14 protein-coding genes are annotated in these 17,145 nt (G+C 50.1%); 9 read left to right on the top strand and 5 right to left on the bottom strand.

Translation table 11 applies throughout. The features are described from left to right. Positions 1–7: 7 nt before the first annotated feature. From SGR01S_RS00530 to SGR01S_RS00520, 3 genes are read left to right on the top strand one after another with little or no spacing between them, the layout of a single operon-like run. Complete coding sequence (locus SGR01S_RS00530) at positions 8–1,372, top strand: MFS transporter (RefSeq protein ID WP_061806192.1); 1,365 nt, start codon at positions 8–10, stop codon at positions 1,370–1,372. A 16-nt stretch (positions 1,373–1,388) separates the two neighbouring features. After that, positions 1,389–3,755 carry a beta-glucosidase family protein gene (locus SGR01S_RS00525; protein WP_061806191.1) on the top strand — a complete coding sequence of 789 codons (2,367 nt, stop codon included), beginning with the start codon at positions 1,389–1,391 and terminating at the stop codon, positions 3,753–3,755. 55 nt (positions 3,756–3,810) lie between these two features. After that, a complete protein-coding gene (locus SGR01S_RS00520) occupies positions 3,811–4,809 on the top strand; it encodes a helix-turn-helix transcriptional regulator (protein ID WP_061806190.1) in 999 nt (332 codons plus the stop codon). Here SGR01S_RS00520 and SGR01S_RS00515 read toward each other — a convergent pair. Next, positions 4,763–5,380 carry a TetR/AcrR family transcriptional regulator gene (locus tag SGR01S_RS00515; RefSeq protein ID WP_061806189.1) on the bottom strand — a complete coding sequence of 206 codons (618 nt, stop codon included), beginning with the start codon at positions 5,378–5,380 and terminating at the stop codon, positions 4,763–4,765. The genes SGR01S_RS00520 and SGR01S_RS00515 overlap by 47 nt on opposite strands. 124 nt (positions 5,381–5,504) lie before the next feature. On the opposite strand from SGR01S_RS00515, the gene SGR01S_RS00510 reads away from it, so the two are divergent. Continuing rightward, a complete protein-coding gene (locus SGR01S_RS00510) occupies positions 5,505–6,521 on the top strand; it encodes an SDR family oxidoreductase (protein ID WP_061806188.1) in 1,017 nt (338 codons plus the stop codon). Positions 6,522–6,651: 130 nt separating this feature from the next. Here SGR01S_RS00510 and SGR01S_RS00505 read toward each other — a convergent pair whose 3' ends face one another. Further along, complete coding sequence (locus SGR01S_RS00505; protein WP_061806187.1) at positions 6,652–8,088, bottom strand: MFS transporter; 1,437 nt, start codon at positions 8,086–8,088, stop codon at positions 6,652–6,654. Positions 8,089–8,271: 183 nt separating this feature from the next. On the opposite strand from SGR01S_RS00505, the gene SGR01S_RS00500 reads away from it, so the two are divergent. Beyond that, positions 8,272–9,162, top strand: coding sequence for an alpha/beta hydrolase (locus tag SGR01S_RS00500; RefSeq protein ID WP_061806186.1), 891 nt, complete (start codon positions 8,272–8,274; stop codon positions 9,160–9,162). Between the two features lie 185 nt (positions 9,163–9,347). Here the strand turns inward: SGR01S_RS00500 and SGR01S_RS23520 are convergent, their stop codons facing one another. Then, positions 9,348–9,482, bottom strand: a complete 135-nt coding sequence (locus SGR01S_RS23520; protein WP_037415062.1) for an AcrZ family multidrug efflux pump-associated protein — start codon at positions 9,480–9,482, stop codon at positions 9,348–9,350. Between the two features lie 472 nt (positions 9,483–9,954). Between SGR01S_RS23520 and osmB the strand changes: the two genes are divergently transcribed. Together osmB and SGR01S_RS00490 are read left to right on the top strand one after the other, a co-directional pair. Then, on the top strand, positions 9,955–10,167 hold the full coding sequence (osmB, locus tag SGR01S_RS00495; protein ID WP_037415059.1) for an osmotically-inducible lipoprotein OsmB: 213 nt from the start codon (positions 9,955–9,957) through the stop codon (positions 10,165–10,167). Between the two features lie 453 nt (positions 10,168–10,620). Then, positions 10,621–11,859 (top strand): putative porin, encoded by a 1,239-nt coding sequence (locus SGR01S_RS00490; protein ID WP_061806185.1) that lies wholly within the window; start codon positions 10,621–10,623, stop codon positions 11,857–11,859. Positions 11,860–11,894: 35 nt separating this feature from the next. On the opposite strand, the gene SGR01S_RS00485 is transcribed toward SGR01S_RS00490, so the two are convergent. Continuing rightward, positions 11,895–13,613 (bottom strand): penicillin-binding transpeptidase domain-containing protein, encoded by a 1,719-nt coding sequence (locus SGR01S_RS00485; protein ID WP_061806184.1) that lies wholly within the window; start codon positions 13,611–13,613, stop codon positions 11,895–11,897. A gap of 102 nt (positions 13,614–13,715) precedes the next feature. Then, entirely contained in the window at positions 13,716–15,641 is a 1,926-nt protein-coding gene (gene mrdA2, locus SGR01S_RS00480) for a peptidoglycan DD-transpeptidase MrdA2 (protein ID WP_037415049.1), read from the bottom strand. Positions 15,642–15,936: 295 nt separating this feature from the next. Here mrdA2 and SGR01S_RS00475 point away from each other — a divergent pair, with 295 nt between their 5' ends. Both SGR01S_RS00475 and SGR01S_RS00470 read left to right on the top strand, forming a co-directional pair. Next, positions 15,937–16,218 (top strand): YjcB family protein, encoded by a 282-nt coding sequence (locus SGR01S_RS00475; protein ID WP_037415046.1) that lies wholly within the window; start codon positions 15,937–15,939, stop codon positions 16,216–16,218. Positions 16,219–16,410: 192 nt separating this feature from the next. Further along, a complete protein-coding gene (locus SGR01S_RS00470) occupies positions 16,411–17,097 on the top strand; it encodes an ATP-dependent Clp protease proteolytic subunit (RefSeq protein WP_051922508.1) in 687 nt (228 codons plus the stop codon). Positions 17,098–17,145: the final 48 nt, after the last annotated feature.

Below are 17,145 nucleotides of genomic sequence, written 5' to 3'. Positions count from 1 at the left end.
GAGCAATATGAAAGCAGCAGTTGAAATCACCTCTGATAGCTATGTGAAGGTCAGCGTTCGAGAAAAAATCGGTTATGGGTTTGGCGACCTGGCCTCTAACCTTTCGTTTGGGTTTGTCTCTCTTTTCTTGCTGTTCTTCTATACCAACATCTATGGCATTACTGCAGTCCAGGCGAGTTTAATCTTTGTTATCGCGCGTATTCTTGACGCGTTGTTTAATATCTTTATCGGCTACTTTATTGATAAAACACACACCCGCCACGGCAAGCTCCGTCCCTACCTGCTGTATGGCGCAGTGCCACTGGGGATCCTGACCGTTCTGTGTTTCAGCACCTTCGATAGCGAGTTCAAGTTCTACTACGCGCTGATCTCTTACACTGTCTACTGTTTAGCCTACACCACCGTCAATACACCCTATTCCGCCATGACCAATATGTTGACGCAACATGAAGGGTCGCGAGCTTCCTTGTCGGTCTACCGTTTTGTGCTTGCTATAGTCGGTTATCTGATTGTCTCTACCAGCGCTGACTTGCTGATCTCGCAGTTTACCGATCAGAAAATGGGGTATGTGTTCGCCGTCAGCTGTTTCAGCTTATTAGCGACCTTCTTTTTCCTGGCATGTTTTGGCATGACCAAAGAGCGAGTCGTTAGCCTGCCCGACCAAAAACCACCGACACTCAAAGAGATGATTACCGCGGTTTCAGGCAATTTACCGCTCATTAATCTGTCGATGTTCACGGTATTTTTTTATATCGCTTACACGGTGTGGATGGCTATCGCGATTTACTTCATCAAGTACCAACTGGGTGATGAAGCCTTTACCGCCAAGTTTTTTGCTATTCAGTCTGCGGCCTATGTGGTCGGCACGATCCTGTCAGAAAAACTCATTAGCCTGATGGGCAAAAAGAAAATGGTGTTACTGGCGTTGCTGGTGGGGATTGCCGGCGTGTCTTTCCAGTACTTTATGGCGGGCGATAACAGCTACCTGGTGATGACAGGCGTGTGTCTGTTCAGTATTACGCTGGGAATGGGCTTCGTGGCGATGTGGTCGATGATCGCCGATACCGTCGAGTACGCCGAATGGAAACATGGGGTACGTACCGAAGGCGCGATTTATGGTTTCTTTAATTTCATCACCAAAATTGCCATGGCGATTGGTGGTGGATGCGCCGGGCTGATGCTCGATTACTTTGATTACTCTTCTGACCATATCAGCACCAACGCGTTAAACGGCATCAATCTGATGATGACCCTGTTCCCCGGACTGATGTTTGCACTGGGTATGGTGTTTATTTTCTTCTATGCGCTGGATGAAAACACCTATCGCAACATCATCAAAGACATCGAATCACGCAAGCTTGTTGCACAGTAACCTACAGGTATTTCACATGAAAAAAGATTTCCACGCCATCATAGCCGCCATGACTGCTGAAGAAAAAGTGGCACTGCTCACCGGCAGCGGCCTGTGGCGTACAGCGGCCTTCCCGCAACATGGTATTGGTGACATTGTCATGACTGATGGTACCTATGGCGTCCGCTATAGCACCAGCCAGATTGAACAAGGGGAAAACTGGAACATCACTGACTTTCTTGCCGTGATTGGGCAAAGTGCTGGTGACGTTGAACAAGAGGAACAAAAAGGCGGTTCTGAAGCGCTGTTTAGCCAATCAAAGCCAGCGACATGTTTCCCTAATGGATCCACGCTGGCATGCAGTTGGGACATTGACTTGGTATACCAAATGGGTGAAGCCTTAGCCAAAGAGTGCCAGGAAATGGGCGTGGGTATTTTACTCGGACCGGGTATCAATATTCGTCGAACACCTTTGGCTGGCCGCGGCTATGAATATTATTCGGAAGATCCCGTCGTCAGTGGCGATATTGCCGCCGCGTTAATCAATGGCTTACAAAACGGTGGCGTCGGCGCTAGCCTGAAGCATTTTGCTGCAAACAACTCGGAATACCGACGAACCGAAATGGATTCAGTGGTTGAAGAGCGTGCGCTACGTGAAATTTATCTGTCTGGGTTCAAGCGTGCCATCGATAAGTCCAATCCCTGGACCCTGATGTCGTCTTATAACCTGCTCAATGGTGCGCAGACGTCGCAAGATCCCTGGTTACTGACGCACGTATTGCGCCATGAGTGGCAATACCAAGGGTTGGTCATGTCAGATTGGTACGGCATCAAAGACCGTCCTGCCTCCCTGCTGGCTGGGAACGATTTGGCGATGCCGGAAACTCAACACGATAAGCAGACGTTATTGCAGGCGATCAATCAGGGTGAAATTCCACAAAACGTCCTCGATGAGTCCTGCATGCGGATGCTGACGTTGGTCGACAAAGTACAGCAACACCGCAAAGTGGGCGTCAAAGCTGATTACCACCAGCATCACCGACTTGCGCAGCAGCTTGCCGCAGAGTCGATTGTCCTGTTGAAAAATGAAGACAATATTCTGCCACTGCAAGCCGGGAGAAAAACTACCATCGCGGTGTTAGGTAAGCCGGCGCAAGAACCGGTGATCCAAGGCTCAGGTTGTGCGACAACGGTGCCTTATAGGCTCGACCGCCCCCTCGATGAAATTTTTGACGTGGCTGGTGATGATTTCACGATCCAATATGCCATCGGAACTCCTGAAGATAACAGTATCGATGAAGACGCCCAAGCTCACGCCGTCGACGTGGCCAGAAACGCCGATATCGCGATCGTTTTCGTCAGCACCGCCATTGGCGAAGATGGGGAGAATGGCGATCGCAAAGATCTGAATATCTTGCCTAGCCACGACGCGCTGATTCGTGCCGTCGCCCGACAACAACCTAACGTGGTGGTGGTGCTTGCAAATAGCGATGCCGTGGTCATGCCTTGGTTATCGGACTGCAAGGCATTGTTGGAAACCTTCTTTGCTGGACAAGGTATGGGCCGCGCAGTGGCCGACATTCTGTTCGGGCATGCCAACCCCAGCGGTAAGTTGACGATAACAGTTCCAAACACGCTGGAAGAGACGCCCGCTTGGCTCAGTTATCCTGGAGAAAACCTGCGACATCACTACAGCGAAGGCATATTCGTAGGTTATCGTTACTATGACCGGCGTAAACTCACGCCACAATTCCCGTTCGGCTTTGGGTTGAGCTACACCCAGTTCAGTTATGCCAATCTGACGACCTCGGTTTCACAACTTCTGGAAGGCAATGCGTTAAGCGTCAGTGTTGACGTGACCAACAGCGGCAAAATGGCGGGTAAAGAAATCGTGCAACTATATCTGTCCGCCCCTCAAGGGGAGCTGACACGCGAAGCACTAGCCTTGAAAGCCTTTGCCAAAGTTCACCTTAACGCGGGCGAAACCAAAACCGTGACGTTGGTGCTTAACTGGCAAGATTTTGCCTGTTTCCACCCTGCTCTTGCTGCCTGGGTTGTGGACGCCGGTGAATATCACCTTCACGTCGCACGTTCATCACGAGATATTGCGATCAGCACAACAGTCAGTCTGTGCGTCAAACCCTATTATCTGCCACTAAAAGCAGACAATTCGCTGCAACAACTGATCAATAACCCGCCTGCTTTTGATCGTGTGGTTAAACTGCTCGTCAGTAAAAATGCCTTGCCAGAATCACAGGTAAGAGAAAAATTGATAGCCATTGCACCAGATCTGTTTTGCGGATTGTTTATTGCCCTAACGGAATTCCTTGCCATTGATATAACCCGGTCAGAGTTAGCCGCAGCGCTGCAAGACCCTGACGCGGATACGCGCGTTAGGACATAGTTGCTAACGGGCGCAACATAACGCGCCCTACTTTACCCCATGGAGAACCGAGCTGATGTTTCCATTTTCTGTCACGCAACAGCCAAGGCTAAAATCGCATCGGCAAGCATCTACGGCGATCCATGAAGGGAGCGGCTATGAGTTGATCTCGTTTGACGCAGAAAAACTGAATGTGTTCGCTGCCGAAGTTTACTATTGCGAACCCCACTGGCACTCAGCTCCCGAGCTGATCTGCATTCTGTCGGGCGAGTTCTCTGTCACCCTGGGACATGCTACTTCGGTTGCCGCCGCAGGCAGCCTGCTTTATATCAACCCGGACGAAATTCATTCGTTAGAAGCACACAAACCCAATAGTCAATTACTGACGATTCAATTCTCCCCCAACTTGTTCGATGAAACACACCCAGCCCCCATCATGGACTATGCGCTGTTGGCAACCCAGAAAGAACGCGCGACAGACTTGAAGGTTAGGCATAGTGTCATCGCTCTGCTGGAGCATGTGATCGGTTCACAACCGTCATTTACCCGTATTGCCTTGGTCTATCAACTGCTGGGCGCACTGCTGTCTGCGGGGGAAACAATGTCTGTACGGCAACAACTTACCGTCAGAAAGAAAGATCAACAGTTGGTCAAATATGGCATCGCGTTTATCAACCAACATTTTGACGATGAGCTCAATCTGGCAACTATTGCTGAGAATGCCGGTGTCAGTTACCACCATTTTTCACGAACATTCAAAAAGATCAGCGGTTACAACTTTAAAGAATATCTGACCATGATCAGGATAAACAAAGCCAAACTGTTGTTAAAAGACACCAATATCCCGATTACCGAGATCAGCTACAGCTGCGGTTTCAGTGGCCACAAACAGCTCATTTTCGCCTTCAATAAATATTGCCGTATGACGCCCACAGAATTCAGAAAACGCTATGTTACGGCGATCAGTGCCGCAGGAGAGCAGCAAATCATGACCGATTTTCGCTGTCTGCCGTTGGATAAAAACGTGATCAGTCTGCTGGTGGCGCCGTCAGCAGACTGCGCAGAAACAGCATAATCAATCGGCCGGAGGGATCGGCTTGCGCGTGCGTGCGTTGCAACGCCAACCCATGTGCCATCGCCATAAAAGCAGCAGCCAACTCATTGGGTTCTGCTGGCGGTACCTTGCCTAGCTGTTGAAACAGAGAGTTTATCACCGTGCCAATTCTTTCCTGGTGGGCATCCCAGATGGTTTGATATTCAACGGCAAAGGACGGACTGCGTTGAGCATGGAGTTGCAGTTCTATCGACAGCATGCACCAGTCCACTTCCCGGTTTAACGTGGCCGACCAGGCCGCCAACGCGTCTAACACCTGCTCCGCGCTGCCAGTATTACTTTGGGTCAGGTGGGTAAGTTGCTCTGCTTCTGACTCCATATGCCGCTGTAAAAGTTGCAACAGCAAATCCTCCTTGGAAGCAAAGTTAGAATAGAAAGCCCCCTGTGAATAACCTGCCTGGCTGGCGATATCTCGAATAGAGGTGCCACCATATCCCCTGACAGTGAACAATTGGCGTGCGGTTTCAATCAATCGTTCCCGAGTCTGTTGCTGGCTCTCTTCGCGAGATAATCGTTTTTTTATCATTCTCATAGGTATCAAATCTATGTTGATTAACGCTGCTTTATAAGCATTCAAGATATCACTTGATATTTTAAAGCTCTAGCTCTAGATTTAAATATCACTTGAAACTTGAAAGCCACGTAAGATTTTAATCATGATGAAAATAAAAACGGCGTTTGTCACCGGCGCGACCGGATTGCTCGGCAACAACCTGGTACGTGAGCTGGTTTCTCAGGGATATCACGTCAAAGCGTTGGTACGTTCGATTGAAAAAGGTCGCCAACAGTTTGGAACGACAGACAGTATCGAATTGATTTCGGGCAATATGACCGACGTAACCGCCTTCGCCGAATACCTGCCAGGATGTGACGTGTTATTCCATACCGCGGCGTATTTCCGTGATAACTACAAGGGCGGTAGTCACTGGGCGCAACTGAAAGCAATCAACGTCGATGGCTCCGCGCAACTTCTTGAACAGGCGTACCACGCGGGCATCCGCCGTTTTGTGCATACATCCTCTATCGCGGTGCTCAACGGCGAACCCGGCATGCCGATCGATGAAACCTGCTTGCGACGCCCCGAAGATGCGGATGATTACTACCGCAGTAAAATACTGGCAGATGATGTGGTGTTAAAGTTCCTGCAACAGTATCCAGAGATGAACGGCTGCCTGATCTTGCCAGGCTGGATGTGGGGACCAGGCGATCTTGGTCCCACCTCTTCCGGTCAATTGGCGAATGACGTAATACATGGCAAATTACCGGGATTAGTCTCAGGTAGCTTTTCCGTGGTCGACGCACGGGATGTGGCTCTGGCCATGATCCTGGCATCAGAACGGGGCAAATGCGGGGAGCGCTATTTGGCTGCCGGACGCCATATGAGCATGCACGAACTGGTACCGCTGTTGGGGAACATTGCCGGTGTCAAAACACCAACGCGCACACTGCCACTGCCGTTACTGTACTTAGTGGCAACGCTCCAGGAGGCCTATGCCCGTCTCAGCGGAAAACCGGTATTGCTCAGTATGGCAACAGTGCGTCTGATGGTAAAAGAGGCTAATCGCTCGCATTTCAATCACACCAAAAGTGAACGGGAGCTGGGGCTGACATTCCGTCCGGTGGAGCAAACGCTTAAAGATACAGTGGCGTGGCTGCGCAATAACGAGAGGTAAAGACTGCGCTGGAACCACATCCATTAGCACGAAATTACAGAAAGCCTGATAACGTCAGGCTGTTTTCGTCGCCTCTCGCTTTTTATCACTCATTGAGCCGCGACGTTGATGGCAACAAAATTCATATCGCCTACCGAGGTGATCTGCTGTAATCGCCCCCCTGCTTACTGGCTGTTTGGGTCCAGAGGGTCATCACCAGCGCGATGACCGCTAACACGCCGGCCGCCAGGAATGTCACACGCATGCCATTTGACACGGCATCCGCTGTTGCCAGTTTAATGTCACTGGTGTTCGCCGCCAGCATGAACAATGCCCCCATGGCGGAAGCACCGGTGATCAACCCAAGATTGCGTGAGAGATTAATCATGCTGGAAATCACACCGCGTTGCTCAGGAGCAGCATGCTTCATCAGTGCCGTATTGTTGGCGACCTGAAATAACGCGTATCCCAAGGTGATCAAACAAAGTGGTACCAGATAACCCAAGATGCCCTGCTTTACCGACATCATCGACATCACGCCCGCCCCTGCGGCCATGATCGCCAGACCTGCAGCAGTGACTCTGTACACACCCAAACGGTCTACCCATCGGCCAGCCGGTACGCCGAGCAAAGCCGCCACGGTCGGCCCGGCAGACATTGCCAATCCGGCCTGTCCCACCGTCAATCCCAACCCACGCGTCAGATAAAATGGTCCTACGACCAGCGTTGTCATCATCACTGTCATCACCAGTGCACTCATTGCCAACCCAATACCCAACCCCGGTTGCCGGAACAGCGCCAGTTGTATTAGGGGAGATGCCGTGACGTTTTCCAACCGCACAAATACTCCGATCCCCAACGCAGCACACAGCAGCAATGCCAAATTAATGGCACCGAAATCACCACGCCCCAGCGTCATAGATAGCGCATAGCAGGCCAGCGTCATCCCGAGCAGCAAGGTGCCAGGCAAATCAAATCTGCCGCGATCTTTTTGTGACGGCTGATGTCCCCTCGGCAGGTAGCGATAGGCCAGAATAAACGCCAGCAACCCCATTGGGATATTAACCAGGAACATCGCCCGCCAACCAAAAGCAAAAAGCAACGCACCGCCGAGAGACGGACCCAGTGCCGTGCCGATCGCCGACATACTGCCAAGCAGTCCCATGGCACGACCGGTGTTTTCTTTATCGATCGTCTCTCCCACCAACGCCATAGTCATCGCCATCATGACTGCTGCTCCCACGCCTTGCACAATGCGCGACACCAACAGCAGCCAAATACCCGGTGCAACGGCACATAGCCCAGACGCCAAGGTAAAAAGTGCAATTCCCAACAACAACAAACGACGCCGCCCCATCCGGTCCCCCAGGCGACCGATGGCGATAATGGATGTAGTGATGGCCAACAGGTAGACAATAACTACCCACTGAACTGCCTGGAAAGAGGTATTGAATGCCTGTGCCAGCGTGGGTAACCCCACATTGGCAATGCTGGCACCCAGCGATGAAACCAGCATCGACAGGGAAAGGCTGATGAGGATCCCGCTTGAGTTTGTATTGCCGGTAGCATAGTGAACATTGCGCTTCATCGCGTTGTCTCCTGAAAGAATCTTTCAGTAGCCTATTCCAGCACAGAGCATGGCGGAAGACGCAGCACATGCAGTTTATTAGTGCATAGAACGCCATGCCATTGTCTAAATAGACCCGCATTAAGGCGCAAGCACCAAAACCTCTTCGGGCAGATGATGGGAGAACCTGCTCAAGGAGGCATGATGAAAATCGACCTGATGTTTAATGACCTTGCTGAACGCGCCGTGCAATACAACGCCCGTGCCTCGGTTGACGATTTTGACGCCTGTATGGCGCAATACTCAGCGCTGGCCACAGAGGCCAAAGCGCAAACGCCGGGGATCTATGACATTCATTACGGAATGGGTGCCGCAGAGCGGCTGGATTTGTTCCCGGCAGCCAACCAGCCTTCGCCACTCCTGGTCTTTATTCACGGCGGCTATTGGCACTCCCAACGTAAAGAAGAAGCCTGTTCAATGGCTGCCAGTTTCACGCGCCATGGCGTGGCAGTCGTTACAGTGGAATACACCTTACAGCCGGAAGCCACACTCGCTGAGATCGTCCGTGAGGTACGCAGCGCAATTAGCTGGCTTTATCACCATGCCAGCCAATATGGCATCGATCCCGAGCGAATTTTTGTCAGCGGCAGTTCGGCTGGCGGCCATCTTAGTGGCATGTTGATCGCCGATGACTGGCAGCATCTTTACCGGGTCCCGGTCAATGTGATCAAGGGTGTACTGGCGTTGAGCGGTCTGTACGACATTCGCCCATTATGTGATATCTACGTCAACGACTGGATGCGTCTCATGCCTGAGCAAGCAGCAACACTCAGCCCACTGTTTATGCTGCCGGATAATGCGAATGCACCGCAGATTCTGCTCGACGTCGGAGCCCATGAAACACAAGGGTTTAAAAACCAAACGTTGGCCTATTACAACGCCTGCCTAGAAAAAGGCCTCAACGTCAGGCTACTGGAAGACAGGCATAGCAATCATTTTACGCTGGTAAACGCACTGGCGAATCCTGATAGCAGCATGTTCAAAAACGTGATGGCGATGATTCTGTCATCTACCCATGGGAGGAATACGGCGTAATGAAGGGTAATTTATTCCATGAGTACGTATCATCCACTGCCTGGTTGATAAGTCAGGGAAAAGCAAGAAAACCGGCTAGGCTATAACCGACATTTGATAGGCCGTTGTATCAAAAAACATACGACTTTGTGACGACGTTGCGTTAAACCTGCATCGGGGGGCATTGCGCCCCCAGAGCATTAAATTCAGTCTTTTTTTCTGCCAATGGCAGAGAAAATATTGCACAACTCACCCAAGCCATAAATCGAGCCGAGCAACACGGCTATCATTACCGGCACCAGGATCACCACGGTTGCCAAACTCTCAATCATTTCTAACATCGTTTTCTCCTGGTTTTGAAGCAGAGGAATACCCTTCCAGAAAGGGGTATTTCCCTGGAATTTCTTAAGGTTATTTTTGCTTGATTTCAATCTGTGATGGAGATCACAACCTTACGTCGCTAATGTAACTTACACAGTTGCATTACCGCAATGCAAAAAAATGCTCTCTCCAGGGCTTTTGATCCGCCCCTACGGCCTCTCCACCCGACGCTCTGAAAAGTCATAATAATGACGAGCCTTCGGATTTTTAACGGATTTGAATGACCTCCCAGCCCATCCCACTGAAGGGGGCGCTGATGTTTTAATCACCAAGCACGCATTTAGCAGTGGCTAAATAAAAGCGCTTTCTCAAAATTAAGAATATTTACCTATTCTATTTTCTTCCGGAAGAATACATTCATCTCAACTTTTACTGGCCGATTAATCAGTACTTTCTTTGTCTGTTAATTAGGCAATTTACCAGGAAACTCTTATGAACCTTAAACGTGCCGCAGGCGTAATGGTTGTTATCATGGCAACGCTTTCCGTGACTGCCTGTGGGAATATGTCTCACCGCGATCGCAACACCGCTATCGGCGCTGGCGTCGGCGCACTGGGTGGTGCAGTCTTGACTGATGGCAGTACACTGGGAACCCTGGGTGGTGCGGCCTTGGGCGGCATCATTGGTCACCAGACCAGTCGCTGATCCCTGCAAGAAAAATAAAATTTCGGGTCGGTTATGGGCTAAAGATAAATAACCGACCTGAAAGTTTTGCTAATCTATTATTTTTATCATTTCTGATTAACACTTAATAAAGTCAGCGGTTCTTATTTTCCACAAAATAAAGCCGGAACCATAAACCTCATTTATAATATCACCCCAGCCCTGCTAACACTCGCCCTCGATTTACAACGTCTTCACAACCGATGTTACCGCTTCCCCTGCCCGGTTATTTTTATTTCTTGACTTACAGAACGTCAGGATTATAGTTTTCACAAGAAATTTGAAACAAAGTTTCATATTTGAAACTTTCTCGAATAAAAATAATAAATACTTAACTAAAACTTGTCTCACATATAAAACAAAACGAGCAATTCCATTATTTCATGGCGAAATACGCTCGCCTTTTTAAACACCCGATAGCATCAGGGGAACGTTATGCGCAAAACCATTATCGCATTTTTACTAATTTCACCAATGAGTTACGCAAGCACCCTCACGCCAGTTAGTGAGAAGTCCGTCACAAAACCTGTGGAAAAGAAGAGTAGTTCGGCATTCCCACATCTGCATTGGCAGAGTGAGGATAATAATAAAAACATTGATATCGGTGGCGCATTGCGCGCCAATTATCGTTATGAAGACTGGGGCAGCAGTAATTACCGCAACCCACCCCACTTACGTTTTGATGCCTTTCGTATCGATACCAGTGGCAATTATAATGAAGCTTACTTCGACTCCGGCTTTTGGTTTCAGGACCACCGGAAATACGCCATAGACCGTGCCTATGTTGGTTATCACCTGAGCGAGAGTTCTGACCTACAGCTGGGCGCACCTTTCAAACCCTTTGGCTTACAGCCTTACCCACAGTTCGGCTGGTCCTATGGCATTCCATTTTATCTCGGTTTCGGGGTCAATAACGGGTTAGGTGCCAAATACCAATTCCATGACAATGGCTGGGCGCTGGATGCCGCCTATTTTCCCCGCATGATGCCGGCAGGGGTGCGCTATGCGCCGGAAGTGGGCAATTTCGACGATTTGAAAAATACCAACTACGGTTCGCAGCATTTGCAAGCTAACGAGAAACGCGACCAGGTAAACCTACGCCTGGCGCGTGAATTCCATCAGGGCGACTGGAACAACGAGCTCGGCGGTTCGCTGGCCGTTTCCCGACTCTATAATCATGACACCGGGGATAATGGCACCTTCTGGGCAACAGGCCTGCATGCTTTGGTGAACCACGATCCATGGCATCTGTCGACGCAAATCATCCGTTATTCTTATGATGCCAAAGGGCCTGAGGGAGCGAACAACTCGGTAATTTTAATGGGGGGTAACGGCCTGACGCCTGCCTATTTAATTCCGGCGCAGGCCACCACGGCATCAATCAACCTGGCGCGTGATGTCGAGGTACCCTGGGGGCCAGTGAAAAAACTGCGTTTTTATAACGACTACAGCGTGTTGTGGAAGGATAAAGACGGCGGTTCTGACTCTAAAATGAATACCCTAGGGGTGCAGGTCTTTGCCCTACCAGTGATGGTGTGGGTTGATTTGACCTGGGCGCAAAACGCCAACCCGTGGGGCGGTGCCGAGAATGCCACCGGTTGGACCAGCACCCAGTCCTCCGGCAGCAATAAATGGTATTTCCGTACTAACCTGAACATCGGCTACTACTTCTAATCAGACCGCCCCCCTACATACCGGGGGGCATTGCGCTATCCCTTAACCTGGGACACCACGTTCAGCGGTTGTGCGTCAGGCAGGATATTCATATGTTCCAACACCTGAGCCATAATCTTGCCAAACACCGGCCCCGCCACCGAGCCGCCGAAGTGCTTACCGGCTTTCGGATTGTTGACCATGACCACCAAGGCTACTTGCGGATCGCTGGCGGGTGCCACACCCGCGGTGTAGTTGATATAACCCCCGTCATATTTACCGTTAGCCCCCATCTTCTCTGCCGTACCGGTTTTAATCGCCAACCGGTAACCCGGCACGGCGGCACTGAGCCCACTGCCACCAGGTAAAGCGTCGCTTTCCATCATATGCACCACCGTTCTTACCGTATCTTCCGGCAAAATACGCTGCCCCATGACGGGTGGCGTAACCCGGGTAATCGACAAGGGACGATACACACCATAGGAACCGATAGTGGCGTATTCACGGGCCATCTGCAGTGGTGTCACGCGCAAGCCGTAGCCAAAGGAGAAGGTCGCACGTTCAATATCCGCCCAACGTTCGCGGTGCTGCGGCAAATAGCCACTGCTTTCGTTCCCAATGCCCAAATCCGTCGGCATACCCAGGCCAAAGCTCTTATAAACAGCGGGCAATACGGTTGCGGGTAACGCCAGCGCAATATGTGATACCGCGATGTCACTGGATTTTTGCAGCACGCCGGTAATGGTCAGCTTCGACCAGTGCCCCACGTCTTTAATCAAGTGGCCGTTGACCCGATAAGGCGTAGTGTCCAGTACGGTATCCGGCTTAATCAGACGATGTTCCAGCCCCACCATCACCACCACCGGTTTCACCGTGGAACCTGGTTCAAAACTGTCGCTGCTACACACGTTGCGTATATCTTTTGCCGGCGTATTGGCATAGTTGTTCGGGTTGAACGACGGGTAACTGGCCATCCCCAACACTTCACCGGTGTTCACTTTCACCAGCACTGCACAACCGGAATCAGCCTGGTTGGCTACCACACCGTCGCGAATTTGTGCGTACAACACATACTGGATGAATTTATCGATACTCAGTGTCACGTTCGGTGGCGGCACAGGATCGACGCTTTTGATTACGCCAATCACCGCTCCGCTGCCATCTTTCTGATATACCCGCAGACCATTTTTGCCCTGCAGCAGGTGGTTAAAGCCCAGTTCAATGCCTTCCAACCCCTGGTTGTCCTGCCCGACAATACCGATAAGCCCGGCAGCGTCCTGACTCATCGGGTAAAAGCGACTGAAGTCCTGTTCTGTGCTCACACCGGTCAAATGCAACTTACTGATATAGTTTGCGTTATCGTCTTCTACCTTACGTGCCAGATAGACGAAGCGCTTATGAGCATTCGTCTGTATTAGTTTCTGCACTTCACTCAGCGGCATTTTCAGTACGTTAGCCAGACTTTGCCAGCGCTCATTACTGGTATCGGTATTGGTATCCAGAATATGCTTAGGATCCAACACAATATCTCGTGATGACACACTCACCGCCAAAGCTTCGCCATTGCGGTCGGTGATCATTCCCCGATTGGTTGGCACCACTTGCGTGCGGATCGACCGTTGATCCGCCTGGTCAGCCAACTGCTGGTGCTCCAGCAGTTGCAAATAACCGACCCTGAACGCCAGCAGAAAAAAGCACACCAGTATCCCGCCGCAAATCCAGCCAAAGCGAAGGCTTGAATAATTTTTACCGCTTTTTTTTGTTGATGGCGCCACTGTTAACCCTGCGTTTTTATTCGGATTATGTAATTATTTCAGTCTAACCTGACGGAAATCTTTAGAAGATTGCAGTTTGTAAGAAAGTAAAAACAAACGCGTTTACTGTTGCACATCCGCGCTGTCGTTTAACTCCGGTTTAACTTTCTGGTCCGCGTTAGGCTGCGGCGCATTAGCCGGGTCAAAAATATGGTCGAGAATCGCCCGCGCGGTTGGCCCTGCCACCACACCATCACCCCCGCCATTTTCCAGAATCAGCGCCATTGCCACTCGTGGATTTTTATAAGGGGCAAACAAGGTATAGAAAATATGATCACGTAACCGCACCGGGATCATTTTGGCGTTATAAGTCTGATTTTCTTTCAAACCGAATACCTGTGAAGTCCCGGACTTGGCGGCAATCTGGTACGGTGCTGTATGGAAAAGCTTATAGCCAGTACCGTTCGGCAGGTTGGCCATACCATACATCCCATTGCGTACGATGCCCCAATACGGCGATTTGGCATCACCTACCTGTGCCGCCTGCTTCGGTGGCAAATAGCGCGTTACCTGATTACCCTGCCGCATGGAATACAGTAAATGGGGCGTTTTCACCTTACCGTTATTGATCAACGTGGTTAATGCTTTCACCATCTGGATAGGCGTGGCGACCCAATATCCCTGACCAATACCAACCGATATGGTGTCCCCTTGGTACCAAGGCTTCTTATGCACCCGCTGTTTCCATTCACGACTTGGCAGCACACCCCGATACTCTTCGTTCAGATCGATCCCCGTCGCCTGTCCGTAACCAAATTGGCTTAGCCAACTGTGGATGCGGTCAATACCCATTTCAAACGCCACCTGATAGAAGAAGGTGTCGGCAGATTCCTCAATGGCCTTGGTCACATTCAACATACCGTGCCCGCTCTTGAGCCAATCACGATAACGGCGCTGGGTGCCCGGCAGTGTCCAGGTCGGCGCACCAAAAAAAGTGGTGTTGGGGGTGATAACACCAGCAAACAACGCCGACGTTGCCATGTACGGTTTCACGGTGGAGGCCGGTGGGTACAATCCCTGCGTGACGCGGTTAATAAGCGGTAAATCTGGGTTGGTCAGCAGTGTTTTATAGGCTTTATAACTGATGCCTTTCACAAAAGGATTGGGATCGTAACTGGGGCTGGAAACCATGGCCAAAATGCCACCATCGCGCGGGTCTTCAACCACCACCGCCGCACGCTGCCCCTTCAATACCGACTCGATGTACTGTTGCAGAGACAAATCCAGCGTCAGATAGATATTTTTTCCGGCCTGTGGCGGTTGCTCCTTCAGCAGGCGGATCACGCGGCCATGGTTGTCCACTTCCACTTCTTGATACCCGGTCGTGCCATGCAGTTCAGACTCATAGTAAGCCTCGATGCCCTGCTTACCGATATTGTGGTCGGCAGCATAGTTCTCACTCAAACCAGCTTTATCCAACCGCTTTAAATCACTGTCATTGATTTTCGAGACGTAGCCCACGACATGGGCTAATTCAGCCCCATAGGGATATTCACGCTGCTGATAGGTATCAATGGTCACCCCGTCAAAGCGATACTGGTTTACCGCAAAACGTGCCACTTCGGTTTCTGTCAGGCCCGTTTTCAACGTCACCGGTTTATAGCGACCGTTGTGATGCATATCATCGCGAAAAGCAGTGATATCTTCGGGGGTCAGATCGACAATCGGCGTCAACGCCTGCAATAGTGCAGCCATATTGTCAATTTTACTGGGGATAATCTGGATCTGGTACAGCGTAATATTACGCACCAATGGGATACCATTACGGTCAAATATCAGCCCGCGACTCGGCGCAATCGGCACCATTTTAATGTCGTTCTGATTGGATCGTGTTTGGTAAAAAGCATGCTGTTTAACCTGTAGGCGGTACAGGTTTGCGATCAACACGCCAAAACAGGCGACAACCAACACCATCGCCACGCCAGCACGGCGAATAAACAACATTTCCTCAGCGGAATGGTCACGAATTTTATCTTTTAATAGGGCCATACGTGGCGAGTTACCTGTCTGACGTCACATTTTCCCAAGATAAATCAGGGCAGTGAAAAGTCGGCAAGCATAGCGTTATTGGCTAACGCTCCCCATTAAAAGGTTGCTAATGAAATGGCATAAATGTTTCAGCATGTTTGAATGTTACCAAATGCAGATTTTTCTCCCGCTCAGGGATTGAGCGATGATTTGCAGCGATGCTACAATGTGACGCATATCACACTAACCTACCCTTGCCCGCACTGATTTCCCGACGCACCGCCGGGTGCGGCTTTTTCACCAAGGATCATGTTCGATGAGTACCATAGCCACAGGTTTTATTATGATGCGCTGGGAGTTACTGAGCGCTGTTATGATGTTTTTGGCCAGTCAGCTAAATGTCGTTTGCCGTAAGACCAGCCGCAACGGTATGGCATTTATGTTCAGTAGTCTGGGGCTATTTACCACCTGTTGGTTTGTTATGGGCCTGATGGGCATCAGTTTCAGCCAGGAAGGATTTGTGCATTTCTGGTCAAACGCGTGGGATATGTATGTCGAAGTGGTGAGCAACACCCCTACCGACTGGCCTATGCCCTGAAACCGCATAGATAGACAGGTGGAGTGCGTTGCACTTTGCCTGTCGTGAATACTGGCCTCGGTTGCCAATGTTATATTCTTTCCGTATTGTTCGTAGGGATAAATAAACACTAAACCAACCTAATTAATTCAAAAACTGTTCGCCAACTCGCTTTACAATAGTGCACGACTTAATTGAATAAGGAATATTCAAATGCATAAAAACACCTTTAAAATAATAACACTTGTCTGCGCAGCGGTATTTTCAACGACCTCTTTTGCGACCGTATCTGTCGTCAAAAAGAGCAATATAAAAAACAATAACGTCGAATCCGCCAAAATTCTGTATGTCGGCAATGTCACGGAAAAGAGTGTCACCGAACTGATTGCCTCCATCGATGAAATTAACGCCACCTACCCAGAATTAAAACATCTGTATTTGTATATCAACAGCGGTGGCGGTGATATGTCCAGCGGCTACATGGCTTATGAGGCAGTCAAGAGCTCACCGGTACCCATTACCACGATTAACTCGGCGTTTGTTGGTTCAGCGGCAACTATGTTCTATTGTGCCGGTAAAGAAAGGCTCGCCATGCCCGCCGCCAGTTTTATGCTGCACCCCGCTGCCGCGTCAAACATCAAGCAAGACTATTTAAAGCCAAACGAAATAGCACAAATTAAGCAGTTCTCCGACGGTTACAATGCGTTATTCCGCAACGTGTATAAACAATGCACCACGTATAATGACGAAGAAATAAGTAAAATGTTGTTCAATGAAGATGGCCGCCAGCTTATTAATGTCGATGCCGCATTAGCACGAAAGATGACGACCGACAAAGCTAATAAGATGGAAACTGTTCCTGTGTCTTATTACATATTGAATGAAGAAACCAATAACTGATTGCGTTTCACGTTGAGCCTCTGTTTGACACCCATCCATTCACAGTGC

Source organism: Serratia grimesii NBRC 13537, from assembly GCF_001590905.1.
In the GTDB taxonomy this organism is placed as follows: Bacteria; Pseudomonadota; Gammaproteobacteria; order Enterobacterales; family Enterobacteriaceae; genus Serratia; species Serratia grimesii.
This window is presented reverse-complemented; position numbering and strand designations above follow the sequence as displayed.

Bases quoted from the DNA above. Each gene is read 5' to 3' on its own strand.
- SGR01S_RS00490 (WP_061806185.1), top strand. From the start codon at position 10,621: ATGCGCAAAACCATTATCGCATTTTTACTAATTTCACCAATGAGTTAC.
- SGR01S_RS00475 (WP_037415046.1), top strand. From the start codon at position 15,937: ATGAGTACCATAGCCACAGGTTTTATTATGATGCGCTGGGAGTTACTG.
- SGR01S_RS00470 (WP_051922508.1), top strand. From the start codon at position 16,411: ATGCATAAAAACACCTTTAAAATAATAACACTTGTCTGCGCAGCGGTA.
- SGR01S_RS00530 (WP_061806192.1), top strand. From the start codon at position 8: ATGAAAGCAGCAGTTGAAATCACCTCTGATAGCTATGTGAAGGTCAGC.
- mrdA2 (WP_037415049.1), bottom strand. From the start codon at position 15,641: ATGGCCCTATTAAAAGATAAAATTCGTGACCATTCCGCTGAGGAAATG.
- SGR01S_RS00515 (WP_061806189.1), bottom strand. From the start codon at position 5,380: ATGAGAATGATAAAAAAACGATTATCTCGCGAAGAGAGCCAGCAACAG.
- osmB (WP_037415059.1), top strand. From the start codon at position 9,955: ATGAACCTTAAACGTGCCGCAGGCGTAATGGTTGTTATCATGGCAACG.
- SGR01S_RS00510 (WP_061806188.1), top strand. From the start codon at position 5,505: ATGATGAAAATAAAAACGGCGTTTGTCACCGGCGCGACCGGATTGCTC.
- SGR01S_RS00525 (WP_061806191.1), top strand. From the start codon at position 1,389: ATGAAAAAAGATTTCCACGCCATCATAGCCGCCATGACTGCTGAAGAA.
- SGR01S_RS00520 (WP_061806190.1), top strand. From the start codon at position 3,811: ATGTTTCCATTTTCTGTCACGCAACAGCCAAGGCTAAAATCGCATCGG.
- SGR01S_RS23520 (WP_037415062.1), bottom strand. From the start codon at position 9,482: ATGTTAGAAATGATTGAGAGTTTGGCAACCGTGGTGATCCTGGTGCCG.
- SGR01S_RS00505 (WP_061806187.1), bottom strand. From the start codon at position 8,088: ATGAAGCGCAATGTTCACTATGCTACCGGCAATACAAACTCAAGCGGG.
- SGR01S_RS00500 (WP_061806186.1), top strand. From the start codon at position 8,272: ATGAAAATCGACCTGATGTTTAATGACCTTGCTGAACGCGCCGTGCAA.